This window comes from Pseudoclavibacter soli DSM 23366 (assembly GCF_000423505.1).
In the GTDB taxonomy this organism is placed as follows: Bacteria; Actinomycetota; Actinomycetes; order Actinomycetales; family Microbacteriaceae; genus Pseudoclavibacter_A; species Pseudoclavibacter_A soli.
The window spans coordinates 45,650-64,770 of sequence record NZ_AUIC01000007.1 but is presented as its reverse complement, the minus strand read 5'-3'; the positions used below and the strand labels follow the sequence as shown (position 1 = coordinate 64,770).

17 protein-coding genes and 1 other RNA gene are annotated in these 19,121 nt (G+C 62.9%); 9 read left to right on the top strand and 9 right to left on the bottom strand.

Features of this window, described 5'->3' with window-relative positions; genetic code table 11:
- Positions 1–24: 24 nt before the first annotated feature.
- Positions 25–1,800: a 2-oxoglutarate dehydrogenase, E2 component, dihydrolipoamide succinyltransferase gene (sucB, locus tag G557_RS0107250; RefSeq protein ID WP_028245527.1), complete on the top strand. Its 1,776-nt coding sequence runs from the start codon at positions 25–27 to the stop codon at positions 1,798–1,800.
- Positions 1,801–1,810: 10 nt separating this feature from the next.
- Here sucB and G557_RS0107245 read toward each other — a convergent pair whose 3' ends face one another.
- Positions 1,811–2,773 carry a hypothetical protein gene (locus tag G557_RS0107245; protein ID WP_028245526.1) on the bottom strand — a complete coding sequence of 321 codons (963 nt, stop codon included), beginning with the start codon at positions 2,771–2,773 and terminating at the stop codon, positions 1,811–1,813.
- A gap of 130 nt (positions 2,774–2,903) precedes the next feature.
- Here G557_RS0107245 and G557_RS0107240 point away from each other — a divergent pair, with 130 nt between their 5' ends.
- Positions 2,904–3,614, top strand: coding sequence for a DUF4191 domain-containing protein (locus G557_RS0107240; protein WP_028245525.1), 711 nt, complete (start codon positions 2,904–2,906; stop codon positions 3,612–3,614).
- Here G557_RS0107240 and G557_RS12295 read toward each other — a convergent pair whose 3' ends face one another.
- Complete coding sequence (locus tag G557_RS12295; RefSeq protein ID WP_169337762.1) at positions 3,615–4,025, bottom strand: RDD family protein; 411 nt, start codon at positions 4,023–4,025, stop codon at positions 3,615–3,617.
- A gap of 135 nt (positions 4,026–4,160) precedes the next feature.
- Between G557_RS12295 and glnA (G557_RS0107230) the strand changes: the two genes are divergently transcribed.
- Positions 4,161–5,585, top strand: a complete 1,425-nt coding sequence (gene glnA / locus G557_RS0107230) for a type I glutamate--ammonia ligase (RefSeq protein WP_028245524.1) — start codon at positions 4,161–4,163, stop codon at positions 5,583–5,585.
- Between the two features lie 119 nt (positions 5,586–5,704).
- On the opposite strand, the gene G557_RS0107225 is transcribed toward glnA (G557_RS0107230), so the two are convergent.
- Both G557_RS0107225 and glnA (G557_RS0107220) read right to left on the bottom strand, forming a co-directional pair.
- A complete protein-coding gene (locus G557_RS0107225; RefSeq protein ID WP_028245523.1) occupies positions 5,705–8,617 on the bottom strand; it encodes a bifunctional [glutamine synthetase] adenylyltransferase/[glutamine synthetase]-adenylyl-L-tyrosine phosphorylase in 2,913 nt (970 codons plus the stop codon).
- Between the two features lie 17 nt (positions 8,618–8,634).
- Positions 8,635–9,972, bottom strand: a complete 1,338-nt coding sequence (gene glnA, locus G557_RS0107220) for a type I glutamate--ammonia ligase (protein WP_028245522.1) — start codon at positions 9,970–9,972, stop codon at positions 8,635–8,637.
- A gap of 98 nt (positions 9,973–10,070) precedes the next feature.
- On the opposite strand from glnA (G557_RS0107220), the gene panB reads away from it, so the two are divergent.
- Entirely contained in the window at positions 10,071–10,883 is an 813-nt protein-coding gene (gene panB, locus G557_RS0107215; protein WP_028245521.1) for a 3-methyl-2-oxobutanoate hydroxymethyltransferase, read from the top strand.
- Here panB and G557_RS0107210 read toward each other — a convergent pair.
- On the bottom strand, positions 10,877–11,062 hold the full coding sequence (locus G557_RS0107210) for a hypothetical protein (RefSeq protein ID WP_028245520.1): 186 nt from the start codon (positions 11,060–11,062) through the stop codon (positions 10,877–10,879). The genes panB and G557_RS0107210 overlap by 7 nt on opposite strands.
- Before the next feature lie 35 nt (positions 11,063–11,097).
- On the opposite strand from G557_RS0107210, the gene map reads away from it, so the two are divergent.
- Together map and ppgK are read left to right on the top strand one after the other, a co-directional pair.
- Positions 11,098–11,979 carry a type I methionyl aminopeptidase gene (map, locus tag G557_RS0107205; protein WP_028245519.1) on the top strand — a complete coding sequence of 294 codons (882 nt, stop codon included), beginning with the start codon at positions 11,098–11,100 and terminating at the stop codon, positions 11,977–11,979.
- A 36-nt stretch (positions 11,980–12,015) separates the two neighbouring features.
- Positions 12,016–12,774 carry a polyphosphate--glucose phosphotransferase gene (gene ppgK / locus G557_RS0107200; RefSeq protein ID WP_028245518.1) on the top strand — a complete coding sequence of 253 codons (759 nt, stop codon included), beginning with the start codon at positions 12,016–12,018 and terminating at the stop codon, positions 12,772–12,774.
- A 62-nt stretch (positions 12,775–12,836) separates the two neighbouring features.
- On the opposite strand, the gene rnpB is transcribed toward ppgK, so the two are convergent.
- The 4 genes from rnpB to G557_RS13430 all read right to left on the bottom strand — a co-directional run bounded on the left by rnpB (position 12,837) and on the right by G557_RS13430 (position 15,646).
- Positions 12,837–13,212: RNase P RNA component class A (gene rnpB, locus G557_RS13440), an RNA gene on the bottom strand.
- Between the two features lie 46 nt (positions 13,213–13,258).
- Entirely contained in the window at positions 13,259–14,065 is an 807-nt protein-coding gene (locus tag G557_RS0107195) for a Nif3-like dinuclear metal center hexameric protein (RefSeq protein WP_028245517.1), read from the bottom strand.
- Positions 14,066–14,087: 22 nt separating this feature from the next.
- On the bottom strand, positions 14,088–15,026 hold the full coding sequence (locus tag G557_RS0107190) for an FKBP-type peptidyl-prolyl cis-trans isomerase (RefSeq protein WP_169337761.1): 939 nt from the start codon (positions 15,024–15,026) through the stop codon (positions 14,088–14,090).
- Positions 15,027–15,103: 77 nt separating this feature from the next.
- Positions 15,104–15,646, bottom strand: coding sequence for an ECF transporter S component (locus G557_RS13430; protein ID WP_051224824.1), 543 nt, complete (start codon positions 15,644–15,646; stop codon positions 15,104–15,106).
- 141 nt (positions 15,647–15,787) lie between these two features.
- Between G557_RS13430 and G557_RS12285 the strand changes: the two genes are divergently transcribed.
- From G557_RS12285 to G557_RS0107170, 3 genes are all read left to right on the top strand, one after another.
- Entirely contained in the window at positions 15,788–17,461 is a 1,674-nt protein-coding gene (locus G557_RS12285; RefSeq protein ID WP_156877128.1) for a glycosyltransferase family 2 protein, read from the top strand.
- A 43-nt stretch (positions 17,462–17,504) separates the two neighbouring features.
- Entirely contained in the window at positions 17,505–18,236 is a 732-nt protein-coding gene (locus G557_RS0107175) for a ParA family protein (protein WP_028245515.1), read from the top strand.
- A 101-nt stretch (positions 18,237–18,337) separates the two neighbouring features.
- On the top strand, positions 18,338–19,114 hold the full coding sequence (locus G557_RS0107170) for an ABC transporter substrate-binding protein (RefSeq protein WP_051224822.1): 777 nt from the start codon (positions 18,338–18,340) through the stop codon (positions 19,112–19,114).
- Positions 19,115–19,121 lie beyond the last annotated feature (7 nt).

Genomic DNA, 19,121 nt, shown 5'->3' with positions numbered 1-19,121 from the left:
CCAGATCCAAAGGAGACACACCACATGAGTGAGCAGATCGTACTTCCGGCTCTGGGCGAGTCGGTGACCGAGGGCACGGTGACCCGCTGGCTGAAGCAGGTTGGCGACCATGTCGAGGTTGACGAGCCATTGCTTGAGGTCTCGACCGACAAAGTCGACACCGAGATCCCCTCCCCTGTCGCTGGCACGCTGCAGCAGATTCTGGTGCAAGAAGACGAGACCGTCGACGTCGGCACCACACTTGCTGTAGTGGGCGACGGCGCAGCTGATGCTGCCGAACCCGCGGCTCCGGCTGCCGAAGAGGCCACCGCCGAGCCTGAGGCACAGCCCGCACCTGCCGCCGAACCGGCCGCTGCCGCTCCAGCTGAAGCTCCGGCCGCTGAGACTCCTGCCACCGCCGCACCCGCCGCAACAGGCTCGGGCGAGGCTATCGTTCTTCCGGCTCTGGGTGAGTCGGTGACCGAGGGCACGGTGACCCGCTGGCTGAAGCAGGTTGGCGACCATGTCGAGGTTGACGAGCCATTGCTTGAGGTCTCGACCGACAAAGTCGATACCGAGATCCCCTCCCCTGTCGCTGGCACGCTGCAGCAGATTCTGGTGCAAGAAGACGAGACCGTCGACGTCGGCACCACCCTCGCCTACGTCGGCGAGGGCGCTGCGCCAGCTGCTGCTGCGCCTGCTGCTCCAGCCCCGGCTCAAGAGTCTGCTCCTGAGCCGCAACCTGCGGTCGCAACCCCGCGGCCTGTTGCTTCGCAGCCTGAGCCCGCTCCGGTGGCGGCTCCCGCTGCCGAGCCGGCTGCTCCTGCCGAGCCGGCGGCTGCTGCGCCGGCAGCGCCGGCTCGTGATGAAAAGGTGGCCGCGGTCACTCAGCATGCCTATGTCACTCCGATCGTGCGCAAACTGGCTGCACGTCTGGGCATTGACCTGGCCGCAGTGAGCGGCACTGGCGTCGGTGGTCGCATTCGCAAAGAAGATGTGCTGCAGGCGCAGGCAGCGCAGGCCGCCAACGCCCCGGCTGCGGCGACTTCGTCTCCTGCCGCTGCCGATACAGCTGGGTCAGCTTACGCGCTGCCAGTGGCCTCCGACCTGCGGGGTCAGCGGGTGCCGCTCTCGCGTCTGCGCAAGGTACTCTCCAAGAGCCTGGTGCACTCGTTGCAGAATGCGGCACAGCTCACCTCGATCGTCGAGGTCGACCTAACCAAGGTCGCTGCGTTCCGCCAGCAGCACAAAGCAGCATTCGAGAGCAAGACCGGGCAGAAGCTCTCCTTCCTGCCATTCTTCGCCTACGCTGCGTCGCATGCGTTGCCCGCCCACCCGGCGATCAACGCATCGATCGACGGTGACGACGTGGTCTACCACGACCATGACAACGTTGCCTTCGCCGTCGACACCGAGCAGGGTCTGTATGCGCCGGTGCTGCATGATGCCAGCGCACTCGACCTCTCAGGTCTCGCAACCGGCATCGCTGACTTGGCTGAACGTTCACGCGAGAACAAGCTGAAGCCTGATGACGTGATCGGTGGCACGTTCACCATTACGAATACCGGCTCTCGCGGATCGTTGATCGATACGCCGATCTTCTCGCTGCCGCAGTCTGCCATTCTCGGCACCGGTGCGGTCACCAAGCAGCCCCGCGTACTGACCGTCGACGGCCAAGACACCATCGCAATTCGGTCGGTTGCCTATCTGAGTCTGTCGTATGACCACCGAGTCATCGACGGTGCAGATGCGGCACGGTTCTTGGGTGAAGTGAAGAGCATTCTCGAGAAGTTCGACTTCAGTGAGGCGCTCGGGCTCTGATTGAGTATATCTAGCTGGTCAACACCAGCCACACGATGGCCACGGCGCTCAGCGCCGTGGCCATCGCTGTCGGTGAAAGTAATCGCTTGACGACGGTGGGCTTCTCAGCGCTCACGCTTGCAGCGTGAGCGCGCTGTTCGCGTTGATCAACAAAGCGCTCGAGCAACCCGTCGATGGTGCCCAAGACCACGCGCACACGTTGCACCGCCATGACCGGTCGCAGGGAGCGTTCTGCTGCCGAGCGACGCCTTCGTCGGCCGGCGCGCTCAGCAGCTGGGCCGGGCGATGCTTCGCTGACCTGCAATAGCTCGTTGCTGAATGATGGCACTCGGTTGAACTTCATGGGTCTTCCGATTTCGATGCACCCAGCCAGCGTCGCCGCGCGGTCGAGATCTTCATCGTGTTCAAGACCTGCGAGCAGACGACCAATCACGGCACGCTCTTGCGCGCGCTCTTGAGGTGACCCGAGACCTTGGGCTAGCAGTCGGTCGCCGAGGGTAGTGATCTTGGTCAGCTCGCTGTTGTTGAGCGTACGAATGCTGCAGGGCGTCGCCTGTGCTGCAACGTCGAACAGCACGTCGCCATCAACCGCGATCATGATGTCGTCAACGCTGAGTCGACCGATTGACCAGCCGTTCTGCAGCAGATAGTGAAGCACACTGGCGGCGGCCAAAATGACGTGGAGCGCCTGGCCACGTTGGAGGGCGCCTTGGATGCGCAGCCGGGAACCGAGTGACTCGGCGATCACCTGCGGCACCAAGGTGACGCTTGCTTGCTCTTTAGGATGAGCATCGCTCGCTGCCTCGTCACCATCGTCGATCGGCCGCGCGCACCGGAGATGGGGATGACGCAAGAATGCCAAGATCTGGTGCGTGGGACTGCCTGCTATGGTCTGCAGCACGCCGGCCCTGGGGTCAAAGGTGGGAACCGTCGATGAGGTGGGGATACTCGACGTCGTGCTGGCGTGCTGCATAGTGATCAGTCTGGCTGAGCAGCTGGGGATCGGCCACGACATCCTTGCAACTGTGGACAAAATCGACACACCTGACGCCTGTGTACAACTGCTGCACGAAAGGGCAGCGGCGCCGGGTATTCTAGAGAGCATGTCTACTACCAAGAAGCAGAAATCCTCGGGACGCATCGGTCAGCTGGTACAGGTCTTCAAGATGACCACGCGCGCTGATCCCTCGTCTCTCTGGTGGATTCTGCTTGCTCTGGTGCTGCCGATCCTCATCGGTGTGGCGCTGGCGCTATTCGTCTTCGGCGGTCACTGGCTCGCCATTGTCGGCTGGGTGCTGCTTGGTGTGCTGACGGGCGTGCTCGGCGCGCTCATTGTGCTGGGGCGCAAGGCCGAATCGGTCGCCTACTCGCAGATCGAAGGGCAGCCAGGTGCTGTTGGCGCTGTGCTTCGATCATCGTTGAAGCGTTCGTGGCAGGGGTCTGAGCTGCCGGTGGCAGTGAACCCCAAGACTCAAGATGCTGTCTATCGAGTGATCGGGCGCCCTGGTGTGGTGCTCATCGCCGAGGGCAGCCCCACTCGCGTACAGCGACTGCTCAACGAAGAGCGCATCAAGGTGCAGCGCGTGGTACCGAATATCACCGTTACGCGCCTTGTCGTGGGCGATGGCACTGAGAAGACCATCAAGCTCAAAGCAATCAACCGTTCGCTGGCCAAACTGAAACCGGCGTTGACCCGTGCCGAGGTCACTGCCGTGGCCAATCGGCTGAATTCTCTCGACAGTGGCTATGGCGTGCCGAAGGGCATGGATCCGAACCGGGTGCGCCCCGATCACAAGGCAATTCGCGGGCGCTGATCAGCGACGGGCGGCCTTCGCCAGTACTACTGCAGTGCCGGCGATGCGGTCGTGCGCTGGTCGACCGTCTTTGCCCCAGATCAGGCCTGGCACGAACAGCGCCAACAGAGCGGTGCGAATAACCACTGGTGCAAAGCCAGGTGCACCACCTGTGTGCACGGAAACGACTCGAATGCCGGTGACCAAATGGCCGAAGGCGTAGCCGAGCGTGCTCACCAGAGTGATCTGCTCGAGCGCCCAGATGCCCATGGTTGCCCACGGGTTGCCACCGAAGAACGCGTATGAGACGAGGGTGGCCAAGCCCCAATCGACGATCAGTCCGATGAGGCGGCGACCGAGGCCGGCCAAGTCTGCTGCGGAAACTGCTGCGGACGGATCGGGCATGGTGGAGGCGGAGGAATCTTCGTGCACAAAACCGATTGTATCCGCGCGCCTGTAACATGCCGGAAACATTCGGGATACTGTGGGGTAATCGGGTCGGTCTACGCTGACACTAACGATCCGGAATCCACACCGGATCCCTGAATTCAAGATGGAGCAGCAGGTATGTTCAAAGATTCATCGGAGGCCCTGAAATTCATCAGGGATGAGGACGTCAAATTCGTTGACATCCGATTCACTGACCTCCCCGGCGTTCAGCAGCACTTCAACCTTCCGGCAGAGTTCGTCGATGAAGACTACTTCGTCAACGGCCAGCTTTTCGACGGCAGCTCGATCCGCGGATTCGCGAGCATCGACGAGTCAGATATGCAGCTGATCCCCGATGTGACGACTGCATACCTCGATCCGTTCCGCGCCCAGAAGACCCTCGTGTTCAACCACGACATCTTCAACCCGCGCAACGGCGAGATCTACTCGAAAGACCCGCGCCAGACCGCCAAGAAGGCCGAGGCGTACCTTGCTTCGACCGGCATCGCTGACACCGCCTTCTTCGCTTCAGAGGCCGAGTTCTTCATCTTCGACTCGGTGCGCTACGAGGTCAACGCTGGCCGCAGCTTCTACGAGGTTGACTCCGAAGAGGCCGCTTGGAACTCAGGCCGTGAAGAAATCGGCGGTAACTTGGGCAACAAGACCCCCTTCAAGGGCGGTTACTTCCCCGTGACCCCGGCTGACAAGCTCGCTGACCTGCGCGACGAGATCGTTACCGAGCTCATCGCCTCGGGCCTTGAGGTTGAGCGTTCGCACCACGAGGTGGGCACCGCAGGCCAGAGCGAGATCAACTACAAGTTCAGCACTCTGGTCAATGCGGCCGACGATCTGCTGAAGTTCAAATACATCGTGAAGAACGTGGCCGAGCGAAACGGCAAGACCGCGACCTTCATGCCGAAGCCGCTGTTCGGCGACAACGGCTCGGGCATGCACACCCACCAGTCGCTGTGGAACGGTGGCCAGCCGCTATTCTACGACGAGGCTGGCTACGCAGGTCTGTCTGACATCGCCCGCTGGTACATCGGCGGCATCCTGAAGCACGCTCCGGCACTGCTGGCGTTCACCAACCCCACGGTGAACTCCTACCACCGCCTGGTGCCTGGCTTCGAGGCACCAGTCAACCTCGTGTACTCGGCCGGCAACCGCTCGGCGGCCATCCGCATCCCTATTACCGGCACCAACCCCAAGGCCAAGCGCATCGAGTTCCGCGCCCCCGACGCCTCGGGCAACCCGTACTTCGCCTTTGCTGCTCAGCTGATGGCCGGCATCGACGGCATCAAGAACAAGATCGAGCCGCACGAGCCCGTTGACAAAGACCTCTACGAGCTGCCGCCCGAAGAAGCCAAGAACATCCCCCAGGTTCCGGGCAGCCTCGATCGCGTGCTCGAGGCCCTTGAGGCTGACAGCGAGTTCCTGCGTGCCGGTGACGTGTTCACTGACGAGGTCATCGAAAGCTGGATCACCCTCAAGCGCGAGCGTGAGCTCAAGCCACTGGCACAGCGTCCGCACCCCTTCGAGTACGAGCTGTACTACGGCGTGTGATCTGCTGATTCAACACTGAGAATGGCCTCGACGTTCGCGTCGGGGCCATTCTTGTTGCCAAGGTTTAAGGCAGAGAACCCAGGCGCTCTGCACGTCGACACTTCAGCGAGCAGACACACTCATTCGCCGTAGAAAAGCCGCTCAAAGACCCGCCGCGAACGCCTGGTGGCGCGCAGATAGTCATTCTCGAGAGCGGCACTTGTTCCGGCAGCGTAGCCGAGCAGTCGTGCGGTGGGCTCCAGCGCGGCACCCGACTCGGCGAGCACGTCGCTGGGCTTGCCAGTGGCGAGCATGTTGGCGTCGCGCACTCGTGAGGCGAGCAACCACGCCGTGCGCAGTGTCTCGGCGTCTTCGCCCGTCAGGATGCCCGAGGCAGTCAGCGCCGCAAGTGCGGTCAGCGTGTTCGAGTTGCGCAGGCTCACATCAGCGTGAGCATGTCGAAGCTGTTCGAGCTGAATGACCCACTCAACGTCAGTGAGAGAGCCGCGCCCGAGTTTGACGTGGCGGCTGGGGTCGACACCGCGGGGCAGACGCTCAGACTCCATCCGAGCCTTCAGCCGCTTGATCTCGCGCTCCTGCATAAGGTCGGGCGGTGCACCCCAGCGCACCTGGTCGATCACAGCCATGGCCTGGTCGAGCAGTTCGGTGTCGCCGGCGACCGGAGCTGCGCGCACGAGGGCCTGACGCTCCCAGGTTTGGGCCCATCGCTGGTAATACGTCGAGAGTGCAGAGATGGTCTTGGCGATCGCACCCTTGCGCCCCTCGGGGCGCAAGTCGAGGTCAAGATCGACCGGCATGACAAAGTCGTGAGCTGCCTTGGCGAGCTGCTGCGCGAGTGCTCGCACATCGGCGTTGTCGCGAACCGGCTCGTAGACATACATCACGTCTAAGTCGGAGGCGAACCCGAGCTCTCCCCCGCCAAACCGGCCCAGACCGATCACGGCGAAGCGCACCCCGTGTGTAGTGACCGGGTCGATCCACAGCAGCAGGGCTTCGAGCAGGGCACGCGAGATGGTCGACAGACCGCGACTGACTTGCTCGACCGGGATGTCGTTGATCACCGCCCAGATGGCCAGGCGCAGCACTTCGCGACGACGCAGCTGCTGTAGTAGCGGTACCACTCGGGGATCTTGCGCTGGGTGGCGACGCACGACGGCGGCCATCTCGGTGTGCAGCATCTCGAAGGTGCGTGGCGCCACCCCGTCATCATTCTCAAACCACTGCGCAGCCTCAGGCTGGCTGGCAAGGCTGTCGCCGATAAATCGCGAGCACGAGAGCACCTGCGCGAGACGCTGCGCAGCCACTGGCGAATCACGCAGCATGCGCAGATACCAATATGCATCGCCGATGCTCTCACTGATGCGCGTGAACGAGAGCAATCCGGCATCGGGGTCTGAGCCTTCAGCGAAGAGCTCGAGCATCAGTGGCAGCAGGTGGCGCTGAATCTCGGCACGACGCGACACACCACTCGTCAGCGAGGTGATGCGCTGCAGTGCCCCGTCGGGGTCGCGGTAGCCGATCGCCCGCAGCCGGTCTGTGGCACGTGAGGTGGTCAGCTGGAAGTCTTCGCCCGGCAGCGCAGCCACGGTGGCCAGTAGCGGGCTGAAGAACAGGCGGGTGTGCAGCTCGCGCACCGACCGTCGGGTGCGCTGCCACAGTGCGGCGAGATCAGGGCCACCGGCTGCGAGCTTGGACGCCCGAGCCAGCACGCGCAGATCGGCATCGTCTCGAGGCATCAGGTGCGTGCGCCGCATCTGTCGCAGCTGGAGACGGTGCTCGAGCACTCGGAGGGTGCGATAGTCATCGGCGAACTCGTCAGCCTCCCGCCGCCCGACATACCCACCGGCAGACAGGGCGCGCAGCGACTCGAGCGTGGCGCGCCCGCGCAGTCGCTCATCGTGTTGACCGTGCACCAGCTGCAGCAGCTGTACGGTGAACTCGACATCGCGCAGCCCCCCTGGGCCGAGCTTCAACTGCACGTCGACTTGATCGGCAGGAATATTGTCGGTGACCCGCTGACGCATCGCCTGCACAGATTCGACGAAGTTGGGTCGTGACGCAGACTGCCAGACGAGCGGTCGGATGGACCGAATATAGTCGAGGCCCAACTGGGCGTCACCCGCCATGGCTCGAGCCTTCAGCAGCGCCTGAAACTCCCATTCCTTGGCCCAGCGCGCGTAGTACGCTTCGTGTGACGCGAGGGTGCGCACCAGCGCACCGTCTTTGCCCTCGGGGCGCAGATTCGCGTCGACCTCCCACAGACCGGGCTCGCGACCCGTCGCGCTGATCGCTCGCACTGCAGACTGCACGATGCGGGTGGCGGCGGTCAGTGCTCGGCTGGGGTCGGTGTCGCCCACGGGCTCGGCGACGTAGATGACGTCGACATCACTGATGTAGTTGACCTCGCGCGCGCCAGTCTTGCCCATCGCGATCACGGCCACCCGCACCTGATCGACGAGGTCGCCGAACTGTGGCCGGCAGGCCGCGGTGCCGATCTGCAGCGCAGCCTCAAAGGCGGCGTCGGCGAGGTCTGACAGGGCCTGGCCCACGCGCTCGAAGACCTCACGTGGGTCGTCGGCCGAGAGATCCCACACAGCGACCTGCGTCAAGTGTCGCCGATAGCGCAGACGCAGACGGTTCGCTCGTGTCTCGGGGGTGTCGGCGTCATCGATGACCGCAGCCGCGTCGGCAATGCTGGCGATGTATGCCTCCCGAGCGAGTGGAACCTCCTCGTGAGCGATGAACCAGGCCAGCTCTTCAGGAGACCGCAGCAGGAAATCACCCAAACCAGTGGAGCCGCCGAGCAACAGAATGAGTCGGTCAAGCGCATGATCGTCGGCCTGAGTGAGGTCGGGGCACCGTTCGGCCAGATCGAGCAGCTGTTGCAGGGCTGCATCGGGGTCGGCTGCCGTGCGCAGGCGATCAAGGATGCTCAGCGCCCAGTTGTGTGCATCGCATTCGCGCGATAGCAGTGCGAGTGTCTCGGACAACTCGGCGAAGCCGAGTCGGGCAAGCTGCATGCGGCTGGGCATGGCCTCCGCGGCGGGGCTCACAGGCGGTTCAGATTGTGCCGCAGCTCGTAGTCGGTCACCTGGGCGCGGTAGTCCTTCCACTCCTGCCGCTTGTTCAGCAGCACGTAGTTGAAGACCTGCTCCCCCAAGGTCTCGGCGACGAGTTCTGATTCCTCCATGATGGCCAGCGCCTGCTCAAGGCTGCCGGGCAGGTCGGCGATGCCCATGGCGCGGCGCTCAGCCGGCGTGAGCTCCCACACGTTGTCCTGCGCCTCGGGCGGCAGATCGTAGTCTTCCTCGATGCCTTTGAGGCCTGCAGCGAGCAGCAGCGCATAGGCAAGGTATGGATTGGCGGCTGAGTCGATGGCCCGGTACTCGATGCGAGTGCTCTGGCCTTTGCCCGGCTTGTACAGCGGCACGCGAACGAGTGCCGAGCGGTTGTTGTGCCCCCACGCGATCGAACTCGGTGCTTCGTCTTCGCCCCAGAGGCGCTTGTATGAGTTGACGAACTGGTTGGTGATCGCGGTGATCTCGGCGGCATGGTGCAACACGCCGGCCATGAACTGGCGCGCGGTGTGCGACAGTTCGTACTCGCCGGCCGGATCGTAGAACGCGTTGTTATCGCCTTCGAACAGGGAGAAGTGTGTGTGCATGCCAGAGCCCGGCTGATCAGGGAAGGGCTTGGGCATGAAAGTCGCGTGCACGTTCTGTTCGATGCCCACCTCTTTGACCACTGTGCGCAGCGTCTGAATGTTGTCGGCCATGGTCTGGGCGTCGGCATAGCGCAGATCGATCTCGTTCTGCCCGGGCCCGACCTCGTGGTGCGAGTATTCAACCGAAATGCCCAGCTCTTCGAGCACGCCGACGGCGCGGCGGCGGAAGTCGTTGGCGGTGCCACCGGGCTCGTTGTCGAAGTAGCCAGCCTGATCGGCCGGGCGCAGCGGCCAGTTCTCGACCGAATCACGCTCAAGCAGGTAGAACTCGATCTCGGGATGCACATAGAACGAGAAGCCGCGCTGTGCTGCCTGATCAAGCGCACGCTTGAGCACGTGGCGGGAGTCGGCTGCGGCCGGCTGCCCGTCTGGCGTAGTGATGTCGCAGAACATGCGCGCAGTGGGATCGACTTCACCGCGCCATGGCAGCAGCTGGAAGGTATTGGGATCGGGGAAGGCCAGCATGTCTGACTCGTACACGCGTGAGAAGCCTTGGATCGCCGAGCCGTCGAAACCGATGCCCTCTTCGAAGGCGCCCTCGATCTCGGCCGGAGACACCGCGACAGATTTCAGTGAGCCGACCACGTCGGTGAACCACAGGCGCACGAAGCGCACTCCACGATCTTCGATCGTGCGCAGCACGAAATCAGTCTGCTTGTCCATTGGAGATCCTTTCGCGAGTCCCACTCAAGCGTAACCGCTCGCGGGCTTCATCGAGGGCCTTTCCGTGCGAGTCGCGACTGCGTCGTAGACTTGTCGCCATGACGACGACGCATGAGCCCAAACGAGTTCGCACCCTGCATCTGCAGCGGTTCAAAGACGAGGGCCGGCCGTTCACCATGCTCACCAGCTACGACGCGCTCACTGCACGGGTGTTTGACCGTGCCGGAGTAGACACCCTGCTGATCGGCGACTCGATTGGCAATAACGTTCTGGGGTATCCGAACACGCTGCGGGTCTCACTCCAACAGATTGCTGATGCAACGGCGGCTGTGTCGGGCGCGGTTGAGCGAGCCCTCGTGATCGCTGATATGCCGTTTGGGTCGTATGAGGCTAGTGATGAGCAGGCGGTCAACTCTGCGGTCAAACTGATGAAGGCTGGGGCCCACGCGGTCAAGCTCGAAGGTGGCCAGCGCATCCGTACGCGCATTGCCGCCATCGTCGACGCCGGAATACCAGTTGTCGGGCATCTGGGCTTCACCCCGCAGTCGGAGCAGCGACTGGGGGGCTTTCGCATTCAGGGTCGAGACGAGCAGTCCGTGGCCGAACTCACCGCCGATGCGCTTGCGGTGCAAGAAGCCGGGGCGATTGCCGTGGTGCTCGAGATGGTGGCCGGCGAGGCTGCCCGCGAGATCACCGCGCAGCTGCGCATTCCCACCATCGGTATCGGTGCGGGCAACGGCACCGATGGTCAGGTGCTCGTCTGGACCGACTTCGCCGGGCTGAACACGCAGGGTGTGCCTCGCTTTGTCAAGCAGTATGCAGATGTGGCCGGGGTGCTGACGCAGGCGGCTGAGGCGTATATCACCGACGTGCGAGATCGCGCATTCCCCGACGAGGCACACACCTACTGATCGCGTTCGGCGTCTTCTTCTGCGGCCCACTCGGCTGACCGGCGGCGCACGATCTCTAAGGCATTGCGGGCCTCTTCTTCGGTGGCGAACGGCCCGATGCGGTCGGTCGCCAGAGACTGCGGGCCGTCTTCGACTTCGTGGGTGCGGGTGTTGAACCAATAACGCTTCGTCTCGCTCATGACAGCTCCTCAGGTGCTCGGCGTAGAATCATCGTATGCCCAAAGATTCCTCTGGTCACCTCATCGGCGGCCTTCACACTCCCCGTCTCGCTGTTCCGGCGAGCATCCCACGCCCTTACTACGTTGACGTCAAAGACTTCGACGAGTCTGGCCACGGCGATCTCTACAACGAAGAAGAGATCGAACGTATTCGCGCAGTCTCTCAGATCGCTGCAGAGACCCTCGACATCCTCACCGCAGAGGTGCGTCCTGGGGTCACCACCGATCACCTCGACCGGGTTGCTCACGAATACATGGTCGATCACGGCGCGTACCCCTCTGACCTGGGCTACCGAGGCTTTCCCAAGAGCGTGTGCACCTCAGTCAACGAGGTCATCTGCCATGGCATCCCCGACAACACAGTGCTTGAAGATGGCGACATCGTCAACATCGATGTGACTGCTTTCAAAGACGGCATGCACGGCGACACCAATCGCACCTACCTGGTGGGCGATGTGCGCCAAGAGGTGCGCGATCTGGTCGACCGCACCCGTGAGGCGACACTGCGTGGCATTCGCGCCGCACGTCCGGGACGTCAGGTCTCGGTCATCGGCCGCGCTATTGAGTCTTACGCCAAGCGCTTCGGCTATGGAGTGATTCGTGAATACACCGGCCATGGCGTTGGCCGCGAGTTTCACTCTGGCTTGATCATTCCTCACTACGACGATCCTGAACGCTTCACTGATGTGATCGAAGAGAACATGGTGTTCACGGTCGAACCCATGCTCACCTTAGGCGGGGCAACTTGGAAGACCTGGCCAGACGATTGGACGGTCGCTACCGCCGACGGCTCCTGGACCGCCCAGTTCGAGCACACCATTGTGGTGCGCGCTGACGGCCCCGAGATTCTCACCGCGTCTCCCGCTGGGCTCGACTGAGCTGCAGCCTCATCAATGACGGCCGAAAGGACTGGCATGGCACAGGCGATCGGAGTCGACGTTGGCGGCACCTCCATCAAGGCGGCCGTTGTCGACACGCTGAGTGGCGAGCTGCGCAGCGAACGCGTGCAGGCAGCCACTCCGGCTCAGGCAACACCAGATGAGGTGGTTGAGATTGTGGCGGCACTGGTTGCCGAGCTGCAGACCGGCAGCGGCGAGCTGCCGGTCGGAGTCGCACTGCCCTCGGTGGTGATTGATGGAATCACGAAGTCGGCTGCCAACATCCATGCCAGCTGGATCGGCCACCCCGCCGCGGCACATTTCAGCCAGGCACTGTGTCGACCGGTCACGCTGATCAACGATGCCGATGCCGCAGGCTGGGCCGAGTCAATCAGCGGCTCTGCCAAAGGTCAGCGCGGCCTCACCGTGGTCACCACGCTTGGCACCGGCATCGGCAGCGCACTCATCTATGACGACATGCTGATTCCCGGCAGCGAACTTGGGCATCTCGAGATCGATGGCCACCCAGACTATGAACGTTTTGCCTCTTCTGTAGCACGCGAGCGTGATGGTCTCGACTATGCCGAATGGGGCATACGTCTCACCCGCTTTTATCAGACGCTCGAACATCTGTTGAGCCCCAGCCTGTTCGTCGTGGGCGGCGGTATCTCAAGTGTGGCCGACCAGTTTCTGCATCTCATCGACGTTGAAACGCCACTGGTCGCCGCGCGATTTCACGAGCATGCCGGCATCGTTGGCGCGGCCGGTTACGCGCTGGCACATCGCGAGGTCTGAGGTACCACGCACGAGGCGGGTGCGCTACGCGCTGTGCGGCGCTGATGTTCTGGCGCACTGAGTGGATGGGATGCCCGATACGCCGGGTTTTGTCGCCGCGTCGAGCCGAAGCTCGGGCGGGTGCGATCATCTCTCTCGGCGGGTCATTGCTGACCAGCTCTAGCAACCTACCCGGAGGTATAGGCGGGCCGCCCACCTCCATGCTTGGTCTTGCTCCGAATGAGGTTTACCCAGCTGATCGTGTTGCCACGACCACTGGTGGTCTCTTACACCACCGTTTCACCCTTACCTGGTCGACCGTGATCGACCGGGCGGTCTGCTTTCTGTTGCACTTGCTCGCGGGTTGCCCCGGGTGGGCGTTACCCACCATCCTGCCCTGTGGAGCCCGGACGTTCCTCGGGCCGAATCTCTTCGGCACGCGATCGCATGGGCATCCCATCCGTGCATCATTGTAGCCCTTGGTGCAGTGGGATGGCCGCGCGGCTCACTGCGCGATGGCGAAGTCCCAGGGGTCGGTGCGCAGATCGCTCACAGTGACTTCGATGCCAGGCACTGCGTGGCGCAGCTGGTCTGCTGCGACAGGAAGCCAGACCCACTCGCTGGCCCAGTGCGAGAGGTTGATCAGGCCTCGCTGACCACGAGCTCGGGCATCGATGCTCACGTGATGGCGCAGATCGGCACTGACGTAGACGTCGGCCGCCCGTGCGGCGGGTTCGTCGAGCAGCGAGTCTCCTGCACCGCTGCATACGGCAACGGTGTGCACGAGTTCATCAAAGTCGCCGGCAACACGTACCTGCGAGGCCGTCGACGGCAGTGCTCGTGCAATGTCGGCGGCGAGCTGACCAAGTGCGGTGGGGGGAGAAAGCGGCCCCACCCGCCCCAGCCCTACGCGTGGGTCATCGTCGTTGGGCACGAGCGGTGTCGGCTCAGAGATGCCGATGAGCCCGGCGAGCACATCGTTGACACCACCGGCGGCACTGTCTGCATTGGTGTGAGCTGAAAAGAGGGCGATGCCGTGCTGAACAGCACGGTAGACCAGCCGACCGGGCCAGCTGACTGTAGTCACCTCTGCCGCCGGGCGAAAGAGCGTGGGGTGATGAGTGAAGAGCACATCTGCTCCGAAGTTGGCGGCCTCGGCGAGCGTCGCGTCCGTGACGTCGAGGGCCAGATGCACATGCGTCACGCGCGAATTGGGGTCGCCGACGGCCAACCCTGGACGATCCCACGGCTCGGCCAGTGCGGCGGGCCACAGCTGGTCTGCTGCTGCGATCAGATCGGACAGTGCGGTCATGGCTGCTCCTGAGGTAGATGTGTCACTCTCCGAGTGACACGGAGTCGATGGTGATGACGAAGACCAGCGTCTCGTGACGCAGCTGTTCGGAAAGACTGTCGCCGGGCCCCTCCGATGGCGGCACCACCACCTCAAGGGTGTCTCCGACATGAGCTGTGCTGAGAGCCTGTTGCAGACCCGCTGGCAGATCAGCCAGACGTCGAGAAGAGGCTCCGCTGGCGAAGTCGTCGCCAACGATGCCGCCGTCGCCCCACGCTGCGGTCAATGCACGAAAGGTGACCGTGTCATCTGCGGTCAGTGCATCACCCGTACCATTGCTCAGCGTACGAGAGACCGTCTGCGCTGGCGGGGCCGTCTGCAATGACGGTGCAACGAGCACCGGGCGAGCACCGTCAAAGGTGACCTCGGGCATCTCATCGTCGGTGAGCGTGGCCACCGTGGTACGATCCTTCGCCGGGTACGCAGAGACATCCATCACCACGACGACGCCTTCCTTAGGCTGCAGGTCATCGATCGGACGATCGTCGCCGAAGAACTGTTCGGCTGTGGCGGTGACCACGACGCGGCTTCCGCTAGGCAGACCCGAGACCACGGAGCGGATGCCCGGTTCGGCGTCATTGAGTGACACCGGATAGGCGTACCGCCACTGATCGCCACTTGAAACTGCAGACCCGTCAGAGGCGCGGTAGACCATCGACTTCATGCTGATGGTGTCGTTGTCACGAAGCGCATCACCGCGACCGCGGGTGATGACTGTGCGCTGCATATCGGAGACTTCGAGCGGCGTGTCGAAGGCCGCCGACGGAGCCACGCTCAGGTCGGCTTCGACGTGTACCGCCTCAGACGTGGCTCCGGAGCTCACAGAAGCACAGCCAACGAGCACCCACGCGGTGCAGAGTACGACGAACGCTGCCAGCACACCCCGAAAACGGCAGGGCTGCACCAATAACGAATTCTGCATCTTCACTCCCCCTTGCGACACCGCAGACCTGCGCGGCTGTCGCACTGTCGCCGCGCAGGTGATCATGCCTCGATTCATCATCTGCCCGATGCGCCCACGCCAGCCGCGCGCAGTCTGTCGGCGATGAACCAACCCAGCCAAGAGAAGAGTACGACGCTGACGGTTGTCGCCACCAGCTGCAGCGCAGCGAGGACGATCTGCCCATGGGAGAACTCGAAAATGTAGGCAAACACGCCACCGAGCAGCAGCCCCGACGCAGTGGCGCCGATCAGGGCGACGCGCCGGGTGCGTCGTCGATAGGCGAAGACTGCGTACGGCAGCTCTTGAAGCACCCCGATCAGCGCCATTGGGCCGAATACCGCCCAACCAAGCGACATGACCGGTGAGAGCGCGGTGAGCACAGCGGCGAAGAGAATTGTGACAACGGCAACGCCGGGTAGGCGGAAGAGCCCTTGGGCAATGGCTCCGGGCAGAAAATACAGGCCGATGAGTGCGCCATAAAGCCAAGGCACCGTCGCGATGACAACAGCGTGCAATGCGCCAGTGAGAACGAAGAGAACGCCGGTAACAATGCTGATCGCGGCACAGCTCAGCAGCACACGGGTGGACAGACGAGGCATGCCGCCAGTCTAGGACAGAGTGCCCGGAATCGCTGCCGAACGTGAATGTTGCCGATTCGTTACCAAACCTGCTTGATGCCTTGACACTGCCGCGATTGTATGGGGTGAGCCTAAAACTGGGCACGATGAGAGGATCTCGCGATGAACAACGAGCTGCCGCTGGGCAACCGCACTTCCGGCTATCGCTTCTTCGAGATGCTGCCGGGTCTTGCCAGCCTCGGCACGCTAGTGGGCCTCGTCGTGCTGTCGTTCGTGCAGCCGACTTGGGCAGCCTATGCATTGCTGGCGCTCGTCGCGCTCATGATGCTTCGTGCCCTTCGCTCAGCCGTTGAAATCGTTGCCGGCAACAGTGCGCTCGAACGTGCCCAAGATGTTGACTGGGCTGCTCGGCTGGCACAGCTCGAGCATCCTTACCAGGCTCGCGTCACAGAGGCACCCAAGGCCTATCAGCTCTCGCGCCATCGTGACAACCTAGCTCGCATCAGCCGTGCGCCTGACCAGTATCCGAAGCCTTCTGAGCTGTTCAACGCGGTGATCATCTCGGCCTATAACGAAGCATACGAAGTCATCACTCCGACCCTCCGCGCGCTGACTCGCACCACCTACGACCCGAAGCACATGATCGTGCTGTTCGCATACGAAGAGCGCGGTGGCGCCGGTATTGAGCAGACGGCTCGTCGGCTGCAGCGTGAGTTCGGCAGCGAGTTCGGCCACTTTGAGCTGGTGCGTCACCCCGCCGATCTGCCGAACGAGCTGCCTGGTAAGGGCAGCAACATCACTCACGCTGGCCGTCATCTGCAGGCTTTGCTCGACGAGCGCGGCATCGACTACGACCGCGTGATCGTTACCACGCTCGACTGCGATAACGTGCCGCATCCGGCATACTTCGACAACGTCACCTACGAGTACATCGTGCATCCGAATCGCAAGCGCATGTCGTTCCAGCCCATCTCGCTGTTCTTGGGCAATATCTGGGATGCTCCGGCCCCCAGTCGCGTCATCGCCAATGCCAATTCGTTCTGGAACATCATCAGCTCGATGCGCCCCATGTCACTGCGCAACTTCGCCTCGCATGCCCAGCCCATGTCGGCGCTGGTCGAGATGGATTTCTGGAGCGTGCGCACCATCGTTGAAGACGGTCACCAGTACTGGCGCAGCTACTTCCACTTCAATGGCGACTACAAGGTGATCAGCATTCATGTGCCGATCTACCAAGATGCCGTGCTCACCGAGTCTTACACGCGTACCCTCACCGCGCAGTTCAAGCAGCTGCGCCGTTGGGCCTATGGGGCCTCTGACGTGCCGTTCGTCGCTCAGCGGGTGTTCTCGCGCGACAACCCGGCCCCGTTCTGGGGCTCGCTGCGGCGCTTCGCTCAGCTGCTCGACAGTCATGTCAGCCTCGCGTGCATCGCGCCCTTGATCGCGTTCGGCGCCTGGGTGCCGTTTGTGATGAGTCTGCGACTGTCGTTCATGGACAGCCTCGTGCTCGATCTGCCCTACGTCATTGGGCAGATGCAGCAAGTCGCCATGTTCGGCATCCTGCTGATGATCTGGTTTGGCTACAACATGCTTCCCGAACGTCCGCGCCGCTACGGCAACAGCCGCTCATTCGGCATGATCGCCCAGTGGGTGCTCTATCCCGCCATCGGCCTGCTCTTCAACTCGCTGAGCGCTATGGCCGCCCAGATGCAGCTGCTGTTCGGTCGATACCGCGAGACCTTCGACGTGACCGAGAAGGCCAACCACGAGTCGCTCAACGCAGGCACCAGCACGGCTGCTGCGCCGATGACCTCGGTGACCGCCCGCGCAGCCTAACGCTGTTCACCTTCGCGACACGGCCATCCATTAGTCTGTCGACATGAGAACCATCGCCGTGTTCAGCACCAAGGGTGGGGTTGGCAAGACCACCACCGCGGTCAATCTCGCCTGGCAGGGGGCGCAGACTCAGCGTGTGCTGCTGTGGGATCTTGATCCCCAGGGCGCCACGACCTATCTGCTGTCGGTGCGCCCCAAGCTCAAAGGCGGTGCTGAGGCCTTGGTGCACGGCGATACCTCTATCAAGAAGGCCATCCGTCGCACCGATGTCGAGCGGCTTGACGTGCTGCCCGCCGATGACTCATATCGTGAACTTGAGGCCAGCCTCGATGACGTGCCCAAGTCGCGCAAGCGTCTGCGCCGACTGCTCGATGCGGTGACCGACGACTACGACGTGGTGATTCTGGATGCCCCTCCCGGAGCCTCGCTGCTGGCTCGCGCCGTGATCACGGCCGCCGACACTGTGGTAACTCCCTTGGTGCCAGCTGCGCTGTCTCTGCGCAGCATCGATCAGGTGCACGAACTGGTCGGCGAGAACAACTCCGGGGCGAAGATCGTGGGCTTCTTCTCGCTGGCCGATCGACGCCGCTGGGCTCAGGCTCAGGCTATTGCTGATCTGCCCGACCTCGATGCGAGTATTCGACCGATTGTGGTGCCATCGGCGTCGGTTGTCGAGCAGATGGGCCTGCGACGTCAGGCGGTCGGTGCCTACGCGCCCCGCAGTGAGGCTGCACAGGCGTATCGGCAGCTCTGGCAGGTGGTCTCTGCCGATTGAGCGTCGCGTGTTTCACACAGATGAAACACAGGGTGCACTAGCATGGGGCAACGTGCCCAGCCACGATCGGGCGCGAAGTAACCCCTATGAGATGAGGCATTATGAACACGTTCTCCAAGCTGAGCACGGCCGCGGGCATTCTTGCGGTCGGCGCACTCGCCTTGGGAGGCTGCACCAGCACCGCAGGCAATGACAAACTGATCAGCAGCGACAAGCTCGTCGCCTGCTCAGAGGCGCAGTACGCGCCGTTCGAGAGCATCCAAGACGGCAAGATCGTCGGCATCGACGCCGATATCGCCGCAGAGATCGCGAAAGACCTCAACGTTGAGCTCGAGCACGTGAACTCCGGCTTTGAGGGTCTGCAGTCGGGTGCCGATCTTGACGCGAAGAAGTGCGACATCGCGATCAGTGCTATCACCATTACCGATGAGCGCGCCACCAAGATGGACTTCTCTGAGCCCTACTTCTCAGACAACCTCGCCGTTGTCGCCCGTGCTGACTCGGGCATCACGAGCACGGCACAGGCCACCGACGGTCAGTACAAGATCGTGGTGCAGCAGGGCACCACTGGTGAAGATCTGGCCGAGGCCAACGGCTGGAATGCCTCAGGCCTCGAAGACGCCGCCCTCGCTGCACAGCAGGTCGAGAATGGCACCGCCGACGTGCTGATCGACCAGATCGCGCCCGCCAAGGAGCACCTGGCCAAGTACCCCGACCTCAAGCAGGTCGACACCATCGAGACCAACGAGCAGTACGGCATCGCGATTCGCAAGGGCAACACCGACCTCCTCGATTCGGTCAACAGCACCCTCGACCGCATCAAGTCCGACGGCACGCTCGACAGCATCCTGTCGAAGTGGGGCGCGAACAACGACTGATCCGCGA

Coding starts and splice junctions, on each gene's coding strand:
- sucB (WP_028245527.1), top strand. CDS start 25: ATGAGTGAGCAGATCGTACTTCCGGCTCTGGGCGAGTCGGTGACCGAG.
- G557_RS0107245 (WP_028245526.1), bottom strand. CDS start 2,773: ATGCAGCACGCCAGCACGACGTCGAGTATCCCCACCTCATCGACGGTT.
- G557_RS0107240 (WP_028245525.1), top strand. CDS start 2,904: ATGTCTACTACCAAGAAGCAGAAATCCTCGGGACGCATCGGTCAGCTG.
- glnA (WP_028245524.1), top strand. CDS start 4,161: ATGTTCAAAGATTCATCGGAGGCCCTGAAATTCATCAGGGATGAGGAC.
- G557_RS0107225 (WP_028245523.1), bottom strand. CDS start 8,617: ATGCCCAGCCGCATGCAGCTTGCCCGACTCGGCTTCGCCGAGTTGTCC.
- glnA (WP_028245522.1), bottom strand. CDS start 9,972: ATGGACAAGCAGACTGATTTCGTGCTGCGCACGATCGAAGATCGTGGA.
- panB (WP_028245521.1), top strand. CDS start 10,071: ATGACGACGACGCATGAGCCCAAACGAGTTCGCACCCTGCATCTGCAG.
- G557_RS0107210 (WP_028245520.1), bottom strand. CDS start 11,062: ATGAGCGAGACGAAGCGTTATTGGTTCAACACCCGCACCCACGAAGTC.
- map (WP_028245519.1), top strand. CDS start 11,098: ATGCCCAAAGATTCCTCTGGTCACCTCATCGGCGGCCTTCACACTCCC.
- ppgK (WP_028245518.1), top strand. CDS start 12,016: ATGGCACAGGCGATCGGAGTCGACGTTGGCGGCACCTCCATCAAGGCG.
- G557_RS0107195 (WP_028245517.1), bottom strand. CDS start 14,065: ATGACCGCACTGTCCGATCTGATCGCAGCAGCAGACCAGCTGTGGCCC.
- G557_RS0107190 (WP_169337761.1), bottom strand. CDS start 15,026: ATGCAGAATTCGTTATTGGTGCAGCCCTGCCGTTTTCGGGGTGTGCTG.
- G557_RS13430 (WP_051224824.1), bottom strand. CDS start 15,646: ATGCCTCGTCTGTCCACCCGTGTGCTGCTGAGCTGTGCCGCGATCAGC.
- G557_RS12285 (WP_156877128.1), top strand. CDS start 15,788: ATGAACAACGAGCTGCCGCTGGGCAACCGCACTTCCGGCTATCGCTTC.
- G557_RS0107175 (WP_028245515.1), top strand. CDS start 17,505: ATGAGAACCATCGCCGTGTTCAGCACCAAGGGTGGGGTTGGCAAGACC.
- G557_RS0107170 (WP_051224822.1), top strand. CDS start 18,338: ATGAACACGTTCTCCAAGCTGAGCACGGCCGCGGGCATTCTTGCGGTC.